The 20997-nt window shown below is 69.0% G+C and carries 19 protein-coding genes; 6 read left to right on the top strand and 13 right to left on the bottom strand.

Going from position 1 to position 20997, the window contains the following annotated elements; translation table 11 throughout:
* Window positions 1-124: 124 nt before the first annotated feature.
* The 5 genes from FHY06_RS33655 to FHY06_RS33675 all read right to left on the bottom strand — a co-directional run bounded on the left by FHY06_RS33655 (window position 125) and on the right by FHY06_RS33675 (window position 4554).
* Window positions 125-676: a TIGR00725 family protein gene (locus FHY06_RS33655; RefSeq protein WP_051127672.1), complete on the bottom strand. Its 552-nt coding sequence runs from the start codon at window positions 674-676 to the stop codon at window positions 125-127.
* The gene (locus FHY06_RS33660; protein ID WP_184607595.1) at window positions 624-1448 is read right to left on the bottom strand and encodes an ABC transporter permease; all 825 of its coding nucleotides are present in this window, start codon (window positions 1446-1448) and stop codon (window positions 624-626) included. Before FHY06_RS33660 ends, FHY06_RS33655 begins: the two co-directional genes overlap by 53 nt.
* 158 nt (window positions 1449-1606) lie before the next feature.
* Window positions 1607-2683, bottom strand: coding sequence for an extracellular solute-binding protein (locus tag FHY06_RS33665; RefSeq protein ID WP_132755089.1), 1077 nt, complete (start codon window positions 2681-2683; stop codon window positions 1607-1609).
* A 37-nt stretch (window positions 2684-2720) separates the two neighbouring features.
* Window positions 2721-3749, bottom strand: a complete 1029-nt coding sequence (locus FHY06_RS33670; RefSeq protein WP_184607596.1) for an ABC transporter ATP-binding protein — start codon at window positions 3747-3749, stop codon at window positions 2721-2723.
* A 19-nt stretch (window positions 3750-3768) separates the two neighbouring features.
* Window positions 3769-4554: an ABC transporter permease gene (locus FHY06_RS33675; protein ID WP_026346754.1), complete on the bottom strand. Its 786-nt coding sequence runs from the start codon at window positions 4552-4554 to the stop codon at window positions 3769-3771.
* A 166-nt stretch (window positions 4555-4720) separates the two neighbouring features.
* Here FHY06_RS33675 and FHY06_RS33680 point away from each other — a divergent pair, with 166 nt between their 5' ends.
* On the top strand, window positions 4721-5635 hold the full coding sequence (locus FHY06_RS33680; protein WP_019657775.1) for a LysR substrate-binding domain-containing protein: 915 nt from the start codon (window positions 4721-4723) through the stop codon (window positions 5633-5635).
* A 67-nt stretch (window positions 5636-5702) separates the two neighbouring features.
* The gene (locus FHY06_RS33685) at window positions 5703-6608 is read left to right on the top strand and encodes a ketopantoate reductase family protein (protein WP_184607597.1); all 906 of its coding nucleotides are present in this window, start codon (window positions 5703-5705) and stop codon (window positions 6606-6608) included.
* Between the two features lie 110 nt (window positions 6609-6718).
* Here the strand turns inward: FHY06_RS33685 and gorA are convergent, their stop codons facing one another.
* The gene (gorA, locus tag FHY06_RS33690) at window positions 6719-8086 is read right to left on the bottom strand and encodes a glutathione-disulfide reductase (protein WP_132755093.1); all 1368 of its coding nucleotides are present in this window, start codon (window positions 8084-8086) and stop codon (window positions 6719-6721) included.
* A gap of 171 nt (window positions 8087-8257) precedes the next feature.
* On the opposite strand from gorA, the gene FHY06_RS33695 reads away from it, so the two are divergent.
* On the top strand, window positions 8258-8557 hold the full coding sequence (locus tag FHY06_RS33695; RefSeq protein WP_132755095.1) for a double zinc ribbon domain-containing protein: 300 nt from the start codon (window positions 8258-8260) through the stop codon (window positions 8555-8557).
* A 4-nt stretch (window positions 8558-8561) separates the two neighbouring features.
* On the opposite strand, the gene FHY06_RS33700 is transcribed toward FHY06_RS33695, so the two are convergent.
* On the bottom strand, window positions 8562-10508 hold the full coding sequence (locus FHY06_RS33700) for a DUF6600 domain-containing protein (RefSeq protein ID WP_184607598.1): 1947 nt from the start codon (window positions 10506-10508) through the stop codon (window positions 8562-8564).
* Window positions 10509-10655: 147 nt separating this feature from the next.
* Here FHY06_RS33700 and FHY06_RS33705 point away from each other — a divergent pair, with 147 nt between their 5' ends.
* Window positions 10656-12704 carry a PEP/pyruvate-binding domain-containing protein gene (locus FHY06_RS33705; RefSeq protein WP_184607599.1) on the top strand — a complete coding sequence of 683 codons (2049 nt, stop codon included), beginning with the start codon at window positions 10656-10658 and terminating at the stop codon, window positions 12702-12704.
* A 27-nt stretch (window positions 12705-12731) separates the two neighbouring features.
* On the opposite strand, the gene FHY06_RS33710 is transcribed toward FHY06_RS33705, so the two are convergent.
* From FHY06_RS33710 to FHY06_RS33720, 3 genes are all read right to left on the bottom strand, one after another.
* Complete coding sequence (locus FHY06_RS33710; RefSeq protein ID WP_184607600.1) at window positions 12732-14705, bottom strand: TRAP transporter large permease; 1974 nt, start codon at window positions 14703-14705, stop codon at window positions 12732-12734.
* Window positions 14702-15322 carry a TRAP transporter small permease subunit gene (locus FHY06_RS33715; protein WP_019657782.1) on the bottom strand — a complete coding sequence of 207 codons (621 nt, stop codon included), beginning with the start codon at window positions 15320-15322 and terminating at the stop codon, window positions 14702-14704. The genes FHY06_RS33710 and FHY06_RS33715 overlap by 4 nt, the downstream gene beginning before the upstream one ends.
* 107 nt (window positions 15323-15429) lie before the next feature.
* Complete coding sequence (locus tag FHY06_RS33720; protein ID WP_126183858.1) at window positions 15430-16545, bottom strand: TRAP transporter substrate-binding protein; 1116 nt, start codon at window positions 16543-16545, stop codon at window positions 15430-15432.
* 177 nt (window positions 16546-16722) lie between these two features.
* Here FHY06_RS33720 and FHY06_RS33725 point away from each other — a divergent pair, with 177 nt between their 5' ends.
* A complete protein-coding gene (locus FHY06_RS33725) occupies window positions 16723-17133 on the top strand; it encodes a rhodanese-like domain-containing protein (RefSeq protein ID WP_019657784.1) in 411 nt (136 codons plus the stop codon).
* 208 nt (window positions 17134-17341) lie between these two features.
* On the opposite strand, the gene lysM is transcribed toward FHY06_RS33725, so the two are convergent.
* Window positions 17342-17806, bottom strand: coding sequence for a peptidoglycan-binding protein LysM (gene lysM / locus FHY06_RS33730; protein WP_184607601.1), 465 nt, complete (start codon window positions 17804-17806; stop codon window positions 17342-17344).
* A 134-nt stretch (window positions 17807-17940) separates the two neighbouring features.
* On the opposite strand from lysM, the gene FHY06_RS33735 reads away from it, so the two are divergent.
* Window positions 17941-18729 carry a type III pantothenate kinase gene (locus tag FHY06_RS33735; RefSeq protein WP_184607602.1) on the top strand — a complete coding sequence of 263 codons (789 nt, stop codon included), beginning with the start codon at window positions 17941-17943 and terminating at the stop codon, window positions 18727-18729.
* 6 nt (window positions 18730-18735) lie between these two features.
* Here FHY06_RS33735 and FHY06_RS33740 read toward each other — a convergent pair whose 3' ends face one another.
* Both FHY06_RS33740 and FHY06_RS33745 read right to left on the bottom strand, forming a co-directional pair.
* A complete protein-coding gene (locus FHY06_RS33740; RefSeq protein WP_184607603.1) occupies window positions 18736-20088 on the bottom strand; it encodes a serine hydrolase domain-containing protein in 1353 nt (450 codons plus the stop codon).
* Window positions 20089-20112: 24 nt separating this feature from the next.
* Window positions 20113-20928: a crotonase/enoyl-CoA hydratase family protein gene (locus FHY06_RS33745; RefSeq protein WP_019657788.1), complete on the bottom strand. Its 816-nt coding sequence runs from the start codon at window positions 20926-20928 to the stop codon at window positions 20113-20115.
* Window positions 20929-20997: the final 69 nt, after the last annotated feature.

Here is a 20997-nt window from a genome sequence, read left to right on the forward strand (position 1 = left end):
ATACGGGGTGTTGAGGTCGGGCAAGCCCTTCGATGTGAACCATCATCCCAAGGCAGTCTGTAGTTGACAGGCAGAACGGTGTCTTTATTTCGCTGTGCACACCCCCGAACGACAGAGCAGAAACTCAGCCCAACAGGCAGGCCACCACCTTGGAGAGCATCTCGTTCACATCCGAGACCTGCACCGCCCCCGGCAGCGCCACGTCGCCGTGCATCACGAACACCGGCTTGCCCCACTTGAGACCCAGCGCCATCTCCGACAGCGTGCCCATGTTGCCGCCGATGGCCACCAGGCACACGCCGCTGCGAGCGACGATGCCGTTGCGCATCTCGCCCATGCCGGTGGGGATGGCCACGCTGAGCCATTCGTTGGCGTTGCGGTCGTCGTCCTCGGGCAGGATGCCCACGGCGATGCCGCCGGCTTCCACCGCGCCGCGCGAGGCGGCCGCCATCACGCCGCCGCGCCCGCCGCAGACCACGGCCATGCCGGCGCCGGCCAGCGCATGCGCCACGGCATGGGCGGCCTCGCATTCGGCCGGACCGCCGTCGCCGGGGCCGATGATGGCCACCGGCTGACGGTGGCGCTGCGGCCCCCGCTGCTTCTGCGCGAGGCGCGCCAGCGCCTCAGTGACCTGCGCCGGCAGCGCCACCGCGCTCGCGCCTTCGCGTAAAGACATCGCCCACTCCCATCACGATCACACACACAACCATCAGCACCAGCGACAGGGCCGCCGCCACCGCGAAATCGGAACCGCCGTCGCCCACCTGCGCCAGCAGCATCAGCGGCAGGATGTTGAGCTGCGTGCCCACCAGCGCCAGCGCCGTGCCGTAGGTGCCCATCGCGATCGCGGCCACCATGCAGGCGTTCGACAGGACCGAGGGCAGCACCTCGGGCACCACCGTGTCCCAGAAAGCACGCGAGCGAGAGGCGCCCAGCGTGCGCGCCGCCTGCGCCGGGCGCAGGTCGAGGTTCGCGAACACCGGGTACAGCGACAGCGCCACGCGCGGAATCAGGTAGTAGGCATACGCAAAACCCAGGCCCGACACGCTGTAGATCCAGCTGCCGAGGGCCGCCGGGTCGGCGCCCAGGCCCGCGAGCAGCTGCGTCACGAAGCCCGCGCGGCCGAAGGCCAGGATGAAGCCATAGGCGATCACCAGCCCCGAGAACGCCAGCGGCAGGCCCAGCAGGGTCATCATCCAGCGGCGGCGCGCCTCGGGCTGGCGCGCGAGCTCGATCGCGATGCAGGTGCCCACCAGCGCCGACATGGAACCCGCCGCGAGCCCGAGCGCCAGGGTATTGCGCAGCGCGCCGAAGAAGAGCGCGTTGCCGAACAGCCGCCCGAAGGCGCTGCCGCCCTCGCCGAAGGCCTCGGGCAGCAGCGCGCCAAGGGGCACCGCGAAGAACAGCGCCATGAAGGCCCATGCGGGCCAGGCGCCAAAGCGTCGCATATCAGTTCTCCGTCACGACCTGCCGCGGCCCATGGCGCATGCAACGGCAGGGCCAGGGCGGGGAACACCGCGGAACCGGCTTTGCCGGGCCGCAGGTGTTGCCCCCGGCGAGGGGGTTGGCGAAGCGACACGAAGTGCGCAAAGACTGCGGGAGTGCGTCATTTCAGTGCTGCCTGCGCCCAGAGCTTGTCGACCTCGGCCTTGCGCTCCGAGGCCTTCACCACGTCGAGCGGCTTGATCTGCGGCGCGGCCGGCATCTTGGCGGCCACGTCGGCGGCCAGCGGCGTGCCCGGCACGGCGGGGCGCACGAAGCCCTGCGCGAAGAGCGACTGGCCGGCCTCGCTCATGATGAAGTTGAGCCACAGCTTGCCGGCGTTCGGGTTCGGGCCGTTCTTCACGAGGCTGATGGCGTAGGGCGCGGCCACGCTGGCTTCCTTCGGGATCACCACTTCCACCGCGTCGCCCATGCCGTCGACGTGCTTGGCCTTCAGGCCGTCGTTCTCGTAGCTGATCCACACCGGGATCTCGCCCTTGAGGAACTTGGCATAGGGCGTGGTGCCTTCCACGCGCAGCACGTTGCCGGCCGCATGCAGCTTGCCGAGGTAGTCGGTGCCGGGCTGCACGTTGTCGACGCTGCCGCCGTTGGCGTACGCCGCCGCGAAGGTCAGCACCTGGCCGATGCCGGTGGAGCGCGGGTCGAGGTACACCACCGAGTTCTTGAACTCGGGCTTGAGCAGGTCGGCCCAGCCGGCGGGCACGTTCTTCACCAGCTTCTTGTTGACCAGGAAGGCGATGTTGAGCGTATGGATGGTGAACCAGCGGCCCTCGGCCTCGCGGAACACGGCCGGCAGCTTGTCGAAGTTGACGGGCTTGAAGGGCGCGACCACGTCCTTCTTCGCGGCGTCGACGGCGGAGGCGGCGAAGTAGTAGGCGGTGTCGGCCTGCGGGCGGCGCTTCGTCTTCTCGAGCGAGACCACGGTGGCGGCGGAGCCGATGTCGTTGTAGGTCAGCTCGATCTCGGGGTAGCGCTTCTTGAAGTCGCGGAACAGCGACTTCCAGTTGGCCCATTCGGGGCCGGTGTCGAAGGAGACGCACAGGCCTTCCTTCTGCGCCTCGGCGTACAGCGCCTTCTCGCCCGCGTAGAGCTCGGGGCCGTCGAAGGCGAATGCGGTGCGGGCCGCGAGAGAGGCCAGCGGCAGTGCGCCGGCGGCCTGGATCAGATGTCTGCGTTGCATGGTGGCTCCTTGGAGGATGGGTTCAGGGTTTTCTTGTTCAGTGGTCGAGCAGGCGCAGGTGCTCTGGCGCGATGGCGATCGCCTCGGCGGCCGGCCTCGACGATTCGGCGAGGAAGGGCTTGGCGGCGCCCCGCACCTCGAAGTCGTAGCGCGTGAGCGCGCCCAGGTAGCGCTGCGCGCCGGTGCGGCCCGCGAGCCGGTTCACGGCGTCTGCGGCCGGGTCGGGCCGGATGTGCTCGGGCCGCACCAGCACGTTCACCTCGGTGCCGGAGGCGCGCCGGCCGGTGTCGGCGAAGAGCTCGGCAAAACCCATGTCCAGCCGGCCAGGTGCGGCCACCTTCGCGGGCAGGATCGTCGAGAGCCCGACGAACTCGGCCACCGCGCGGCTCGCGGGGTTCTCGTAGATGTCGCGCGGCGTGGCGATCTGCAGCAGCCTGCCGTCCTTGAGCATCGCCACGCGGTCGGCCATGGCCAGCGCTTCCTCCTGGTCGTGCGTGACCAGCAGCGTGGTGGCATTGAAGCGCTGCTGTATGGCGCGGATCTGGTCGCGCAGGTGGCCGCGCACGCTGGCGTCGAGCGCCGAGAGCGGCTCGTCGAGCAGCAGGGCGCGCGGGTCGATGGCCAGCGCGCGGGCCAGCGCCACGCGCTGCTGCTGCCCGCCCGAGAGCTGCGCCACGGCGCGCCGCGAGAACTCGCCCAGCCCGACGATGTCGAGCAGCTCCTGCGCGCGGCGATGCCGCTCGGCCGCGGCCACCTTGCGCAGCTTCAGGCCGTAGGCCACGTTGTCGAGCACGCTCAGGTGCGGAAAGAGCGCGTAGCTCTGGAACACCATGCCGATGTGGCGCTGGTGCACCGGCGTGCGCGACATGTCCTCGCCGTCGAGTGCGATGCGGCCGGTGTGGCCCGTCTCCAGGCCCGACACCAGCTTCAGCAGCGTCGACTTGCCCGAGCCGCTGGGACCGATCACCGCGACCAGCTCGCCGGTGCGGACGTCCAGCGATACGTCGTGCAGCCCGTGCGTGCTGCCGGGGTAGTTGTAGCTGACCTTGTCGAGGAGGAGGCTCATGGCGTATCGGTTCTGCCGCTTATGCGCGTTGCTTCACGAGGGAGGAGGAAAGAAGCGCCGACGCGCTCGCCAGCACCAGCAGGATCACCGTGGCCGCGCAGGCGAAGCCCGTCGCGCCGTAGAAGGCCTGCAGCAGCACCACCGGGTAGGTGCGGTTCTGGAAACTCGTGAGCAGGTTCGACACGCCGAACTCGCCCACCGAGATGGCCGCCACCATCACCAGCCCGCTGATCAGGCTCTGGCGCAGGCTGGGCAGCACGATGCCGGTGAACTGCTGCCAGCCCGAGGCGCCGAGCGTGGCGGCCGCCTGCTCCAGCCGGCCGAGGTCGAGGTGGCGCAGGTCGGTCAGCAGCGTGTTGGTGAGATAGGGCAGCGTGAGGATCGCGTGCGCCGCGATCAGCAGCGGCATCGAGCCCAGCCAGGGCGCGAGGTCGGTGTTGAAGACGATCATGTAGCCGAAGGCCAGCGTGATCGTCGGCACCGCCACCGGCGTGGCGCTCACGATGCGCGCCGCCAGGCTGCCGCCGCGCCGCGCGCCGTGGTACAGCGCATAGGCCAGCGGCAGCGCCAGCACGGTGTTGATGGCGCAGGCCGACAGCGCCACCACCAGGCTGCTCACGAAGGCCTTGCGGAAGGAGGTGTCGAGCCAGAGGTCGACATACCACTGCCCGGTGATGCCCGTGGGCAGCAGCGTGTTGGTCCAGTTGCCGCCCACGCTGCCGACCAGCAGCAGCGCGATGGGCAGCAGCAGGTACAGGCCGTAGACGAGCGAGATGACGCGAACCAAGTTTGTCTCCAATGTCATGGACACCCGGCATACTTTCCGGATGCGCTACTGTTCGCGCCGGTCATGCCGCCGCGCCGTCCCGAATTCTAGGAACCGCATGCGTACTTATGGGTGAAAGTTGGATGACGACACTTGAGCAATTGGAAACCCTTTTTCACGCAGCTTTCATGAAGCGAGGCCATGCATGAAGCGCGACTGCCCCACCATCCAGGAGCTGCTGGCCTTCGACGCCGTGGCGCGCCACCAGAGCATCACGCTCGCGGCCGGAGCCCTGTGCATCACCGTGAGCGCGGTCAGCAAGCAGATCGCGGGGCTCGAGGCCTTCCTGGGCCGCGAGCTGCTGCAGAAGAACGGCCGCGGCGTGCAGCTCACGCCGCAGGGGCGCGTGTACTGGCAGAAGATCTCCGGCGGCCTGCGCGCCATCGAGACCGCCACCTTCGAGGCCCGCTCGGGCGATGCCGGCGCCGGCCTGCTCACGCTGGCGAGCGTGCCAACCTTCCTTACCAAGTGGCTCATTCCGCGCCTGCCCGCCTTCAGCCAGAAGAGCCGCCACGTGATGCTGAGCTTCAGCCGCCACCTGGAGCCCAGCGACGGCATCCCGGCCGGCGTGGATGCCGCCATCCGCTATGGCCCCGACGGCTGGCCCGGCGTGGTGTCCGAATACATCGCGGGGCGCGAGTTCGTGCTGATCGTGGCGCGCTCGCTGGTCGAAGGGCGCCATCGCATCGCGCAGCCCGCCGACATCGTCGGCCACACGCTGCTGCACCACGAGGGCGCGCCCACCGCCTGGCGCCTGTGGGCCGTCCAGCACGGCGTGCCCGAGGTGCAGACCGTGGCCGGGCCGCGCTTCGCCCAGTATTCGGCGCTGATCCAGGCGGCGCTCAACGGACTGGGCATCGGCCTCGTACCGAAGCTGCTGGTGCAGGAAGAGTTGGCCGAAGGCGCGCTGCTCAGCCCCTGCGGCACGCCCGTGAGCGTGAACCAGGGGCACTACCTGTGCTACCGGCCAGACCGCCTCGACCTGCCGGCCTTCGCGGCGTTCCGCGAATGGCTGCTCGACGAGGGGCTGAAGTCGCGCGGCGTGGAAACCGAAGCATGAAGCGAGGCATGAAGGCGCCATCTTCGCTAGGCTTGCCCTCCATGCGGACAAGCAAGGAATCGAACCGATGAAAGTCGCAGTGATGGGTGCCGGCGCGGTCGGCTGTTACTACGGGGCGATGCTCGCGCGCGCCGGACACGAGGTGGTGCTGATCGGCCGCCCCTCGCACGTGGAGGCCGTCGACGCCAGGGGCCTGCGCCTGGAGACCAAGGCCTTCGACGAGCACGTGCGCGTTGCCGCAAGCACCGAGGCTTCGGTCGTGCAGGGCGCCGACCTCGTGCTCTTCTGCGTGAAATCCACCGACACCGAATCGGCCGCCGGACAGATCAGGCCGCACCTTGCACCCGGCGCGCTGGTGCTCACGCTGCAGAACGGCGTGGACAACGACCAGCGCGTGCGCTCGGTGCTGCCGCCGTCGAACGAAGTCGCCGCGGCCGTCGTCTACGTCGCGACCGAGATGGCCGGCCCCGGCCACGTGAAGCACCACGGCCGCGGCGAGCTGGTGATCGCGCCTTCGGCCCGCAGCGAGGAAGTGGCGCGGCAGCTCGAAGCCGCCGGCGTGCCCACGCAGATATCGCCCAACGTGCGCGGATCGCTCTGGGCCAAGCTGATCCTCAACTGTGCCTACAACGCGCTCTCCGCCGTCACGCAGCTGCCCTACGGCGTGCTCGTGAAGGGCACCGGCGTGGCCGACGTGATCCGCGACGTGGTGGCCGAATGCCTCGCGGTCGCGAAGGCCGAGGGCGTGGACGTGGTCGGCGACACCGACGCCGCCGTGCGCGCCATCGCGCAGACCATGCCGTCGCAGTACTCCTCCACCGCGCAGGACCTCGCGCGCGCCAAGCCCACCGAGATCGACCACCTCAACGGCCTCATCGTGCGCCGCGGCGAGGCGCTGGGCGTGCCCACGCCGGCGAACCGCGTGCTGTTCGTGATGGTGAAGCTCCTTGAAGGCAAGCAACGCTCGAGCTGACCCCTATCTGGCGGAAACACCGCGGAACCGGCTTTGCCGGGCCGCAGGTGTTGCCCCCTGCAAGGGGTTGGCGCAGAGACACGAAGTGCGCGCAGCCTGGGGGCGAGCCTTCACCCCGGCATCGGCTCGCGCATCGTCACGAACTCCTCGGCCGCCGTGGGATGGATGCCCACCGTGCTGTCGAAGACCGCCTTCGTCGCGCCTGCGCGCATCGCCACCGCGAAGCCCTGCACCACTTCGCCGGCATCGGCGCCCACCATGTGCAGGCCCACGACGCGGTCGGTGGCCTTGTCGACCACCAGCTTCATGAAGGTGCGCTCGCTGCGGCCCGAGAGCGTGTGGCGCAGCGACTTGAACTCGCTGGAGAACACCGTCACCTCGCCGAACCTGGCGCGTGCGTCGAGCTCGGTGTAGCCGCAGGTGCCGATGTTCGGGTGCGTGAACACGGCGGTGGGAATGAACTCGTAGTCGAGCCGGCGCTTTCCCTTGCCGAAGAGCTCGTCGACCACCACCATCGCCTCGGCCAGCGCCACCGGCGTGAGCTGCACGCGCGTGGATACGTCGCCCACCGCGTAGATCGACGGCACCGAGCTGCGGTAGTGCGCATCGACCGCGATCGCGCCGCGCTCGTCGAGCGCCACGCCCGCCGCCTCCAGGCCCAGCCCCTGCGTGTTGGGCACGCGGCCGGTGGCGAAGAGCACCGTGTCGGCCTCGATCTGCTGGCCGCGTGCCAGCGTGACCGTGAGGCCGCCGCTACCGCCGGTGTGGCGCGTGACCGAGGCGACATCGCAGTTCAGCCGCACGTCGACGCCGGCCTTGCCCATCTCGTTGGCCAGGAACTGCCGCACGTCGTCGTCGAAGCCGGTGAGCAGGTGGGCGCGGCGGTGCAGCTGCGTGACCTTGGCGCCCAGCCCGTTGAAGATCGACGCGAACTCGCAGGCGATGTAGCCGCCGCCCACCACCAGCAGGCGCCTGGGGAACGGATCGAGGTCGAACATCGCGTCGGAGGTCACGACGTGCTCGCGGCCCTGGATGTCGGGCACGAAGGGCGTGCCGCCGGTGGCCACGAGCAGGTGGCGCGCGGTGTGACGCTTGCCGTCGACCTCCACCGTGTGCGGATCGACCAGCTGGGCCCATCCGGTGACGAGCGTGACGCCCGCGTTCTTCAGCAGCGAGGCATAGATGCCGTTGAGCCGGCCGATCTCCTTCGCGCGCTGCGCCTTCAGGTGCGCCCAGTCGAACTGCGGCGCCTCGGGCAGCTTCCAGCCGTAGCCCGCGGCCTCCTCGAAGGATTCGGCATAGCCGGCCGCGTAGCTGTAGAGCTTCTTGGGGATGCAGCCCACGTTGACGCAGGTGCCGCCAAGCTCGGCGGCCTCGGCGAGGGCGACGCGGGCGCCGGTCTGCGCAGCCATGCGAGCGGCGCGGACGCCGCCGCTGCCGCCGCCGATGACGAAGAGATCGAAGTCGAATGTGGGCATGAAAGGCTTGCTCCTTGGCCGCCGACTGTAGCGGCCGGGGCGAAGCCGGCGCTTCCGTCGGGGCTTGCTTGACCCTGGAGCTGCTTCAGGGATTCCACTGTGTCCGGGCCCCGCGGGTGTTCATCGCCGCCGGCGACGCTTCCGCGGACTGCCCGCTATCAGGGAGATCACATGGGCATGCTTGAAAGGCTTTTCGGAGGCCACGGCGGATCGCGGCATGGTGGTGGCGGCCACCATGGCTCGCACGGCGGATACGGCCACGGCAGCGGCGCACCGCCTGCTGGAGGGGGAGGTGGCGGCAGCGCTTGCCCCGCATGCCGCGCCGTCAACGGGCCGGGCGCGCGCTTCTGCCAGCAATGCGGCGGCTCGATGCTGCCGGCGGCCTGCAGGCAGTGCGGCACCGCGATGCAGGCCGGTGCGAAGTTCTGCGCGCAGTGCGGCCAGCCCTCGGACGCCCCGCTGCGCGGCTGAAGCGCTACTGGCGCGAGTCGGGCGAGGTCCAGAGCCGGCGCGGGTCGTCACCGCGCTGGCCGGGCTGCGGTTGCTGCACGGCGGGCGGCTGGATGCCGCGCTGCTGCTGCAGCGCGCGCAACTGGGCCTGCTGCAAGGCCTGCTGTTGAGCCTGCGCCTGCTGTTGAGCCTGCGCCTGCTGCTGCATCTGTGCGGCGCGCTGCTGCATCTCCTGCTGCTGGCGAAGCTGCTGTTGCTGCGCCAACGCCTGCTGCTGCGCCGCGCGCTGCTGCTGCAGAAGTTGCATCTGCGCCGCCTGCTGTTGTTGGAGCAGCTGTTGCTGCTGCAGGGCCTGCGCCTGCGCGGCGCGTTGCTGCATTTCCTGCTGCTGGCGCATGGCCTGTTGCTGCTGGAGTTGCAACTGCTGTTGCTGCAGCTGCTGTTGTTGCTGGCGCTGCCAGCGATCCTGCTCCCCGCGCTGGCGCCATTCCTGCTGCGCCTGCCAATCCTGTTGCTGGCGCCAATCCTGTTGTTGCCTCCAGCCTTGCTGGCGCTGCCATTCCATCTGCTGCTGTTGCTGCATCAGCTGTTGTGCCTGTTGTGCCTGTCGCGCCTGCTGGAGCTGGATCTGCTGCTGCCGCGCCGCCAGCGCGGCGGCCGGCGGCACCACCGCGGCGGGCCGGCCGAAACCGCCGAAGGCATTGACTGCGATGCCTGGCGCGGGCGCCACAGGTCCGCGCGCGAAGCGGTCGTCCGGCAGCCGCATCAGGTCGCGCCGCCCGAAGGGGCCGCGGCCGAAGCGGTCGGCGGGTACCACGGTCACCGCGCCGGGCATCTGCTGGTTGGCGTAGAAGTCGCTGCGCAACGCCTGGCGGTTATAGATGGCCATGCGGTTGACCTGGTCCAGGTAGCGCTGGCTCGCGCGGTAGCCGGGGCGCCATTGTTCGCCCGGGGCCAGCGGGAACCAGCCGACCCCGCCGTTGCCGCCCGTTCCGGCAGCGCCGCCCACGAAGCCCACCAGCGCCGGCGAATACACGGGCCGTCCGCCCGGCCGCCCCGGCACCCAGCCCCAGCGCGGACCGACGCGCGCCCAGCGTCCGTAATGGGAGGGCGCGAAGCCCCAGGGCGCGGCGTCGATCCAGGTCAGGCCCCAGGGCGCGACGTTGACCCACTGGCCGTCGCGGTACGGCGCCCAGTCGGCATCGACATTGCGCGGGAACCACACGTCGCCATAGGTCGGGTCGCTCTGCCAGTCGCCGTACGCGTCGAGCTGCTGGTAGCCGACCACGTCGCGCGACACGTAGCGGGCGGAGATCGACTGGTCCTCGATGCGGTTGCGCTCGGCCACCCAGGCGTCGAAGCCGCTGCCCTGCTGCGGCGCGCCGCTCACGGCCGAAAGATCGCGGCCCGCCACGGTGAGCTGCTGGCGCGCGCCCAGCGACTGCGACTGGCCGTTCTCGCCATGGAGCGTGACCCGGCCCGAGGCCACCGCCACCCAGGTGGTGCCGGCGGCCGGATCGGCGGCGATGCGGTATTCGCCCGGCGCGTCGATGACCACCGCGATGTTGCCGGTGTCCACCTCGAAGCGCTGGCCCGAAAGCTCGTCGCGAACGCGCAGCTGCAGGTTGCCCTGGTTCGACGTGATGCGCGCCGTGTCGTCGTCCAGTTCTGTGAACTCCAGGTGCGTCTGCCCGTCGAGCCGCAGCGCCGCCGAGCCGATGAAGAGTTCGGCGCGGGCGTTGCGGTCGGTCCAGAGCCGGTCGCCGGTGGTGATGGGGCGGTTGGTCTGCGCGTCGTACCAGCTGTCGGCGCCGGCGGGTGCGAAGCTCACCGAGCCCTGCTGGTAGCCGAGCAGCGCGACGCGGCCCGGCGGGTCCTGCTGCGCGCTGGCCGCGAAGGCCGCGCACAGCAGCGCGATGCCGAGCAGCCATCGGCGTGGCGCGGCAAGCATGGAAGGGGTGGGTTGGTTCATGGTGTCGTTCTCTGATCCTCGGGACGGTGCGAAAGCGCGGCGCCGGGTTTTTGTAACGCGCGAGAATCCGCTGCCGCCGTCACCGCACGACCCCTGCTTGGTGAAGCGCGCGTGCAATCGGAAACCGGCTGTAAGGAGGGACACCCCATGAAAAACCAGAACAACACACGACCCACGGGCAGATCGCGCTTCAAAAAGCGTAGCGCGATCGTGTTCTCCATGGCTGCTGCTGCGGCAACACTGGTGGCAGGGCCCGCCGATGCGCAGCTGGCTCGCAAGCCGTCTTACTACCAGCAGCAGAACCAGCCGCAGCCCGAAGGCCCGGCCGCGCAACTGGTGCCGCGCCCCGCAGTGCCCTCGTCGCTGCCCGCGCTGCGCAGCCAGGCCGACTTCGACCAGCTCGCCCGCGTCTACGACGCCGGCACGCCGATGCAGCTTGCGCACGTGCTCTTCGTGGTCGACCGGCAGGCGAAGCCGCCGCGCATGTACTACATCGACACTCCGCGCTACCAGCTGCACGTGCGCTTCCTGCGCGACACGCGGCTCGCGCCCAACACCGTCAAGCGCGAGATCGACCGCAACTACCTCGTGCCCGACCGCCGCTTCCTGTTCGGCACACTGAGCTGGCAGCAGAACATCGGCAGCTTCACCTACGAGTTCTGGGAGGGCGACAAGCTCACCGCGCCGCTGCTGCGGCAGGCCGAGCAGCAGGTCAGGTCCAGCTTCTTCGGTCCGGTGAAGTTCAAGACCAACTCCACGCTGCACGAGCGCGTGGCGAAGGAAGCCGGCATCGATTTCGTGAGCCAGGAGGCGCTGATCCGCGAGCAGCCCTTCCTGCCGATGAACCTAGGCACCGCCACCGGCCGCGTGCGCATCGTGGAGGACGACGCCGGCATCGACGCACTGCTGCCCGACGACATCGCCGTGCTGCGGCAGGTGCCCATCGGCCTGCCGCCGGTGGCGGCCGTGCTGACCGAACGCCCCTCGACTGCGCTCTCGCACGTCAACCTGCTGGCCAAGGGCTGGGGCATTCCCAACGCCTACGTGCGCGACGCCGCCGCGGTCCTGAAGGAGCATGCCGGCCAGTGGGTGGCGCTGAAGGTCGCCAGCTCGGGCTACCAGGTGCGCCGGCTCACACCGGAGGAAATCGCCGCGCTGCCGCCGCGCGCGGTGCGCACCGCCGCCACGGGAGTCGTGCCCGGCAGCGCGCGCGCCATCAGGCCCGACCTGCGCGAGAGCCGGCTGCTGCCGCTGGCCTCGCTGCGCGCGCGCAACAGCGCGCAGTGCGGCGTCAAGGCCGCCAACCTCGGCGCCATGCAGGCCGCGCACATCCCGGGCACCTCGGTGCCCGACGGCTTCTGCATTCCCTTCGCGCACTACGACCGCTTCATGCGCGCCAACGGCCTGGCCGATCGCATCGCGCGCATGCAGCAGCAGCCCGGCTTCGCGAGCGACCCGAAGGTCCGCCAGAAGGCGCTGGCGCAGCTGCGCGACGAGATCGTGCAATGGCCCGTCGATGCCGCCACCGCCGCCGGCTGGCGCGCCGCATGGCAGTCGCAGCTCGGCGGCGGCGGCGTGTTCGTGCGCAGCTCGTCCAACTCCGAAGACCTGCCCGGCTTCAGCGGCGCGGGGCTCTACACCACCGTGCCCAACGTCAAGACCGGCGACGCGCTCGAAGTGGCCGTGAAGAAGGTCTGGGCCTCGGTGTTCAACCCCGAGGCCTGGGAGGCCCGCGCGGCGGCGGGCTTCGGCGCCGAATCGGTCCTCATGGGCGTGTTCGTGCAGACCGCCATCGACTCCGCCAACGCCGGCGTGATGATCACCCGCGACCCCTTCGACGCGGGGCATCCGCACATCACCTACATCTCGGCCAAGCGCGGCATCGGCATCCGCGTGGTCGAGGGCCGGCGCGTGGCCGAGCAGGTGATGTACTCGAGCTGGTCCAAGGCCATCCAGGTGCTCAGCCGCTCGGCCGAAGACACCGCGCTGCAGCTCGACAAGGACGGCGGCGTGAAGGAAGTGCCGGTGGAAGCCGGCCGCAACGTGCTGACCGACGACCTGGTCGTACGGCTGTCCAACGTGGGCGCGGCGGTCAAACGCACCTTCAACGGCGTCGACCAGGACATCGAGTGGGCGACGATGGGCGACAGGATCGTGCTGCTGCAGGCGCGGCCGTATGTGGAGAGGCGGCGCTGACGCCACCGCCCCGGCTTGCCGCCGCTTCTACTTGTACAGCAGCTGCGGCAGCCACAACCCGATCTGCGGCCACATGTACAGCAGCACGATCGCCAGCACCTGGATGCCCATGAAGGGCAGCATGCCCAGGAAGATCTGGTTGAGCGTCACGTGCGGCGGGCTCACGCCCTTGAGGTAGAAGGCGGCCATCGCGACCGGCGGCGACAGGAAGGCGGTCTGCAGGTTCAGCGCCACCAGCAGCCCGAAGAACAGCGGGTCGACGCCGAAGTTGTCGAGCAGCGGGATGAAGATGGGCATGAAGATCACGATGATCTCGGTCCACTCCAGCGGCCAGCCCAGCAGGAAGATGATGACCTGGCTCAGGATCAGGAACTCGACCTTGGTGAGGTTCATGCCGAGCACCCATTCCTCCACCAGCGCCTGTCCGCCCAGCAGCGCGAATGCGGCCGAGAAGATGGCCGAGCCGACGAAGAGCCAGCACACCATCGCCGATGTCTTGGCCGTGAGGAACACCGACTCCTTCAGCACCGCGAGGTTGAGCCGCCGGTAGGCCGCCGCCAGCAGCATGCCGCCGAGCGCGCCCATGGCTGCCGCTTCGGTGGGTGTGGCGAGGCCCAGCACGATCGAGCCCAGCACCGCGAGGATCAGCAGCACCAGCGGAAAGAACGACGCCAGCAGCATCTTGAATATCTCGAGCCGCGCGAAGCTCAGGAACAGGTAGAACAGCGTGACGATCGCGCCGAAGATGGCGAAGGTGACCCACCACCAGGTCGGCGCGGGACGCTGCGTGGCGGCTTCGGCGGCGGCAGGGGCGGCGGGCTCCGCAGCTCCCTCGGCGGCAGGCGCCGGTGGTGCGGGCGATGCCCCCGGTGGCTCGGCCAGCGAGCCTTGGTTCGAAGCAGCGGCCGGCGCCGATGGCTGCAAATCTTCACTGGGCGGCTCCTGGAGGCCGCCTTCCTGCGGCGGCTCCTGCAGCCCGCCTTCGACCGGAGGCTCCTGCAGTCCACCCGACTCCGGCGTGCTGCTGCGCACCGCGCCGATCTCCTCGATCTCGTAGCGCGCCTGCGCTTCTACGGTGGTCACGGCCTTGTAGCTGAAGGCGGCCAGCAGCAGGAAGATCACACCCGGCAGCGCGACGACGCCAAGCTGTTTCAGCACATGCGAGAAGGGCACGTCGGCATTGCGCCGGCCCTTCAGCAGGCCGACCAGCGCATGCGCGGCCGGGCTTTCAGCCAGCCGCTGCGACAGCGGCGGCAGCGGCACGACGCGCTCGGCGTGCGACAGCGGCGGGGCCCATTGCGGCTTGAGCCACGCGACGATGATCACGTACAGCACGTAGAGCGAGGCCAGCATCAGCCCCGGAAAGAACGCCCCCGCATAGAGCTGCACCACCGACACGCCCGCCGTCGCGCCGTACACGATCAGCAGCACCGAAGGCGGAATCAGGATGCCCAGGCAGCCGCCCGCGGTGATCGAGCCCGCCGCCAGCGGCACGCTGTAGCCTGCGCGCAGCATGGCCGGCAGCGCCAGCAGGCCCATCAGCGTGACCACCGCGCCCACGATGCCGGTGGCCGTCGCGAAGATGGTGCAGGTCACGAGCGTCGCCACCGCCAGCGCGCCCGGCAGCCGCGCGAGCGCGAGGTGCAGGCTCTTGAACAGCGACTCGATGAGGTTCGCGCGCTCCACCAGGTAGCCCATGAACACGAACAGCGGCACCGCGATGAGCACGTCGTTGGCCATGGTCTTGAAGGCCGACTGCACCATCAGGTCGAGCGTGCGGTGCCAGTCGCGGTCGTAGGCCAGCCAGGTGAAGAGCATGCCCATGCCCATCAGCGTGAACGCCGTGGGAAAGCCCAGCATGATGGCCACCACCACCAGCGAGAGCATCAGCAGGCCGAGGTGGCCGTTGGTGATGGTGGGCGCGTTGGCCAGCACCGCCACCGCGCCGATCACGATCAGCGCCATGAACGAGAGGCCGAACCAGAGTTCGCGGTGGATCATCGCGCGGCCTCCTTCGAGGCGACGACGCGATCGAGCGCGGCGATGTCCTCGTCCTTCACGTGCACCATCTCCTTGAGCTTCTCGACGTCGACTTCCTCCACGTCCTGCTCGCGCGAGGGCCAGGCGCCCTCGCGGATGCAGCGCACGCAGCGGATGATCTCCACCAGCCCCTGCAGGAGCAGCGTGAACCCCGCCAGCGGAATGACGTACTTGAACGGGTACAGCGGCAGCGGCTCGGCCGAGAAGGTCTGTTCGCGGATGGCGAGCGACTCGCCCGCGTAGACCCATCCGGCCCAGGTCAGCGCCACGATGCCGGGCAGGAAGAAGACGATGTAGAGCACCAGGTCCACCAGCGCCTGCGTGCGCGGGCGGAAGAAGCCGTAGAGCACGTCGCCGCGCACGTGGCCGTTCTTCGAGAGCGTGTAGGCGCCCGCGGTCATGAACATGGTGCCGTACAGCATGATCTGCGCGTCCAGCACCCAGGCGTGGGGCTTGTTGAGGGCATAGCGCGAGAACACCTCCCAGCTGATCAGCAGCGTGAGCAGCAGGGCGCACCAGGCGAAGGTCTTGCCGATCCATGTGGAGAACCGGTCGACCGCCAGCAGGAAAGATTGCATCGGAACGAACTCCTCGCCGCGTCATCCGTGTCTTGCGCGGCAGCTTGGGCGCAGGCATGAAAAGAGGGCACCGCACGGGTGCCCTCGCGTCGCATCGATCCCTTGGCTCAGGTCTTCTTCGCCTGCCGTCCGAAGTAGTGGTTGTAGGCCATCTTGAAATCGACCTCGTAGTCGTTCTGCCACTGGCCCGCGCGTTCCGCGAAGGCTCGCTGCGAGTCGAGCACCTTCTTGAACATGGGGTTCTCGGCCGACTTCTTCGCGATGGTCTTGTCCCACGATGCGAGCTGCGCGCGCAGCACCGTGTCGGGCGTCTTGTAGAACTTGATGCCGGCCTTCTTCAGCTCCTCGTAGTCCTTCGAGTTGCGGTCGATGGCCTTCCAGCTCATCTCCGCGCTCGCGGCCTGCGTGGCGTACTCGATGATCGACTTGAGCTCGGTCGGCAGCGCCTTGAGCTTGGCGCCGTTGAACAGCACCTCGAACTGCTCGCCGCTCTGGTGGAAGCTCTGCAGCATGCAGTTCTTGGCGACGTCGGGAAAGCCCAGCACGCGGTCGCTAGACGCATTGTTGAACTCGGCCGCGTCGATCAGGCCGCGGTCCAGCGCGGGCACGATCTCGCCGCCGGGCAGCGGGTTCACGGCCGCGCCCATGTCGGTGAACACGTCCACCGCCAGGCCCACGGTGCGGAACTTCAGGCCCTTCATGTCCTCGGCCTTGGCCACCGGCTTCTTGAACCAGCCCAGCGGCTGCGTGGGCATGGGGCCGTAGAGATACGAGACCACGTCGAGGTTCAGGCCCTTGTAGATCTCCTCCATCAGCGCCTTGCCGCCACCGTAGGTGTGCCAGGCCAGCACCATGTTGGCGTCCATGCCGTAGCCCGGGCCAGAGCCCCAAAGCGCGAGCGCCGAGTTCTTGCCGTACCAGTACGCGACCACGCCGTGGCCGCCGTCGAGCGTGCCCTTGGCCACCGCGTCGAGCAGCTGGAAGGCGGGCACCACCGAGCCGGCGGGCAGCACCTCGATCTTCAGGCGGCTGCCCGCCATGTCGTTGACCTTCTTCGCGTAGTCCTGCGCGTACTCGTGGAAGATGTCCTTCGCGGGCCAGGTGCTCTGGAAGCGCAGGGTGGTGGTCTGGGCCATGCTGACCATCGGCACGGACATGGCGCCGGCGGCCACGGCCGCGCCCTTGAGCAGCCCGCGGCGGCGGGGCATCTTGCTGTCTGTCATTTGTCTCTCTCCAAACGGTTCTGACTTGGGAAAACCCAGGCTGTACGTCTTGGAGTTATGGTTCGACAGGCCCAAGGCGCCATCTTTGGCGCGCGGCAGCACTCAACAAACAGGGTTTTCACGAACCGGTGAAAAATTCCGGGGAATGAAAACCCGCATGCCAAGGACGCAAGAGAGATGACCGAACCCATCGAGAACAAGGGCTACGCCGGCGACGTGACGCCCGAGCAGGCCGCGCAATGGATCGCCAGCGCAGAGGCCGTGCTGGTCGACGTGCGCACGGATGCCGAGCGCGAATGGGTCGGCTACGTGCCCGGCGCCGTGCCGCTGGCATGGAAGCAGTGGCCCGGCATGGCGCTGAACCCGGCCTTCGACGAAGGCATCCGTGCCGCGGCCGAAGGCGGCAAGAAGCTGGTGCTGCTGTGCCGCAGCGGCGTGCGCTCCATCGCCGCGGCCAAGCGCGCGACGGAACTGGGCGTGGAGGCCTACAACATCCTCGAAGGCTTCGAGGGCAACCCGGACGAGAACGGGCACCGCGGGCTGACGGGCGGCTGGCGCAAGCGCGGGTTGCCGTGGCGGCAGAACTGAGCCTGAAGCCTGGCGGCTGAGTGTTTCATGGCAGGGCCACGAAGAATTCGTTGCTCAAAAGGCGACGATCGTTGCTAATCGGGCAACAGGCACCCGGCGTGCGGAGTACGCGTCGCGCCGGGTGGGCTTGCCCTTCATCGGCTGCGCCAGAAATCACAAAGGCCCACGGTACGCCGCGGGCCTTCCTGCACTGCATGGCGAAAGGCTTTCAGCCCAGCGCCGGAATGCGCAGCTTCTGCCCCGGATAGATCTTGTCCGGATTGCTCAGCATCGGCTTGTTCGCCTCGAAGATCACGTTGTACTTGTTGGCGTCGCCGTAGTACTTCTTCGAGATGGCAGAGAGCGTGTCGCCGCGCACCACGTCGTGGTACTGGGCGGGCGGTGCGGCCGGTGCGACGAGGTTGTTCTCCACGCTGGTCACGTTCGCCACGTTGCCGGCGGCCAGCGAGGCCTTCTCGCTGGCTTCCTGCGACGGCGCCTGGCCCGCGAGGGTGACAACCCCGGTGCTGGCGGTGTAGGTCACTTCCAGTCCCGTGAGACCGAGGTTCTGGGTCTCGATGTAGGTCTTGATGGCTGCGGCAGCGGCCTGGTTGGCGTCGGGCGTGGCGGCCTGGGCCGACGAGCCGCCGAACAGCTTCTCACCAGCCTCCTTGATGAAACTGAGCAATCCCATGGTTCTCTCCTTGTGCGGTGGTGGGTGGAACCCGCCAATGTAGGGGTGGAACTCGGCGTGCCTGCGTAGTCCCATGCCGCGTGTGTCAACGACGTGCCAGCAGGAATAACAACAAAGTCGCAATAATCCCGCGCATGTCATCCCCCTTCCTCGCCATCGACATCGGCAACACCCGCATCAAGTGGGCGCTCTACGACTCGGCCGGCCCCGGCGCCGCGTTGCAGGCGCAGGGCGCCGAATTCCTCGACCACATCGAACGGCTGGCCGACGGCCCGTGGGCCGACCTGCCTTCGCCGGGTTCGATGCTGGGCTGCGTGGTGGCCGGCGATGCGGTGCGCCGTCGCGCCGAGGAGCAGATCGTCGAGCGCTTCGACTGCACGCCGCGCTGGGTGATGTCGAGCGCGGGCGAGGCAGGCATCGTCAACGGCTACGACCATCCCACGCGCCTGGGCGCCGACCGCTTCGTGGCGATGATCGGCGCGCGCCACCGCATGCTGGCCGCCGCCAGGCCGGGGCAGGCGCCGCGGCCGATGGTGGTGGTGCTGATCGGCACGGCCGTGACGGTCGAGGCCATCGATGCCGACGGCAAGTTCCTCGGCGGCCTGATCCTGCCGGGCCACGGCATCATGCTGCGCGCGCTCGAGTCGGGCACGGCGGGCCTGCACGTGCCCACCGGCGAGGTGCGCGAGTTCCCGACCAACACCAGCGACGCGCTGACCAGCGGCGGCACCTACGCCATCGCGGGCGCGGTGGAGCGCATGGTGCAGCACGTGCGCTCGCACTGCGGCGTGGAGCCGGCCTGCTACATGACAGGCGGTGCGGGCTGGAAGATGGCGCCCGTGATGAACGGGCACTTCGAACTGGTCGAGAGCCTGATCATGGACGGGCTCCTGGTGATCGCCCGCGAGCGGGCTTCGAACTGAGAAGGCTCAGGGGCGCATCAGCGCCTCGGCCATCGCCTGGAAGGCCGGCAGCGTGAGCGGATCGTTCGCGCCGTTGGCCGCCACCGGGTGCGCCGCATAGCGCACGATCACCATCTCGGCCTTCGGGTCCACGTAGATGCTCTGGCCGTGGATGCCGCGCGCCATGTAGGCACCGTGCGGGTTGTGCGAGACCCACCACATGTCGCGGTACGACCAGCCCTTGAGCAGCGGATAGCCCGCCTTCACGAACTTGGCCGGGTCGCCGCCGCGCTGGATGTCTTCCACCACCGCCTTCGGAATGGCCTGCTGCCCGCTGGAGGCGCGCCCGCCGTTGCGCATGGTCTCGCCGAAGCGCGCGAGATCGCGCAGCACGGTGTTCAGGCCGCCGCCGCCCGACTCGGTGCCGATGCGGTCGACCATGAAGTAGGCGTCCTGCTCGGCGCCGATGCGGCGCCAGATCTTCTCGCTCAGCAGGTCGGCCAGCGACTGGTTGCTGGCGCGGCGAACGATCCACGCCAGCACCTCGGCGTTGACCGTCTTGTAGGCGAAGCCTTCGCCGTGCTCGCCCTCCTTCTTCAGCGTGACGAGGAACTCGTAGAACGACTTCGGGCCGGTGTAGTTCGCGCCCTGGGTGAGCATGCCGCCGGCACGCGCGTAGTCCCAGATCTCGGCCTTGGGGTCGGCGTAGTTCTCGGAGTAGTGCACGCCCACGGTCATGTCCATCACCTGGCGCACGGTGGCGTCGCCGTAGGCGCTGTCCTTGAGCTCGGGGATGTACTTCGTGACGGGCGCGGCCGGGTCGAGCTTGCCCTCGTCCGCGAGGATGGCCGCCAGCGTGCCCACGAAGGACTTGGTGACCGACATCGCGATGTGCGGACGCTCGGGCGTGAGCGCGCCGAAGTACTTCTCGTAGACCACCTTGCCGCGGTGCATCACGAGGATGCCGTCGGTGTAGGTGTTGGCGATCATCTGGGCGAAGTTCAGCGTCTGGTCGCTGCCCAGGGGCTTGAAGGTGACGGCCTCGATGTCGAAGGGTGCCGGCGTCGAAGGCAGCGGGCTGGCCGCGCCTGGACCGCGCCATACGTTGGCCGTGGGCACCGTCTCGCGCACGTGCGAGAAGCTCCAGCGCGTGCGCGGGAAGACGCCGCCGGCGGGGTTGTCGAAGGTGATGAGCTTGTCGGGCGGGGGCGGGAAGCCCTTCATCCAGCCCATGGCCTCGACCGAGGTGGCGGCAGGGTCGGGCAGCGCTGCAGGCGTGGGCGTCTGGGCGGAAGTGGTGTTCACGGCGAGCAGGGTGAATGCGGCGGCGAGCGCCGTGCGAGTGAGAAGAGGAGTGAGAAGGTGGGTGAGACGAGGCATCTTCGTTGTTCTTGATGAAAGAGTTCAGCGGCCCGAGAACCGCGCCGGCCGGCGTTCGATGAAGGAGCGCACGCCCTCGGCGGCGTCCTCGCTGTTCGACAGGCGCTTCTGCGTCTCGATGAATTCCGACACGGCGGCCAGCGGCCCCTGCTCCACGGCCTTGATCACGTTCAGCCGCGTCGCCACCACCGCCAGCGGCGCCTGCGCCGCGATGCGCTGGGCGATGGCCAGCGCCGCGTCCAGCTCCTGCCCGGTGGGCACCACTTTCTGCACGAAGTTGAGGCGGTAGGCCTCGGCGCTGTCGAACTCGTCTGCAGTGAGCAGGTGCAGCATGGCGTTGCCCACGCCCGCGCGCTCGGCCATGCGCAGCGTGGCGCCGCCCGTGGCCATGATGCCGCGCTGCACTTCCATCTGCGAGAAGCGGCAGTTGTCGGCCGCCACCACGATGTCGGCGCCCAGCATCAGCTCGATGCCGACCGTGAAGCAGATGCCCTTGACCGCCACCACCATCGGCTTGGTGCGGCGGCGGTAGTCGGGCAGGCCGAAGTCGTGCGGCTCCACCAGCCCGGCAGGAATCGCCTTCTCGCCGCGCTTCATGTATTCGGTGACCGCCGGCAGGTCGAGGCCCGCCGTGAAGTGGTCGCCGAAGGCATGCAGCACGCCAACGCGCAGTTCCGGATCGTCGTCGAGCCGGGTGTAGGCCTCGGCCAGCTGCTTGAACATCGGCGGCGTCCAGCCGTTGCGCTTGGCCGGGCGGTTGATGCCGATCAGCAGCACGTGGCCGAGTACCTGGGTGTCGATGCAGCCTTCTGCGGGTGGGGTGGTGGGCGTGGCGGTCATGCGAGCAGTCTCCTTTCTTGTCTTTTCAAGGAACACCGCGGAACCGGCTTTGCCGGGCCGCTGGTGTCG

The sequence above is a fragment of the Variovorax atrisoli genome (assembly GCF_014195185.1).
Lineage (GTDB): Bacteria > Pseudomonadota > Gammaproteobacteria > Burkholderiales > Burkholderiaceae_C > Variovorax > Variovorax atrisoli.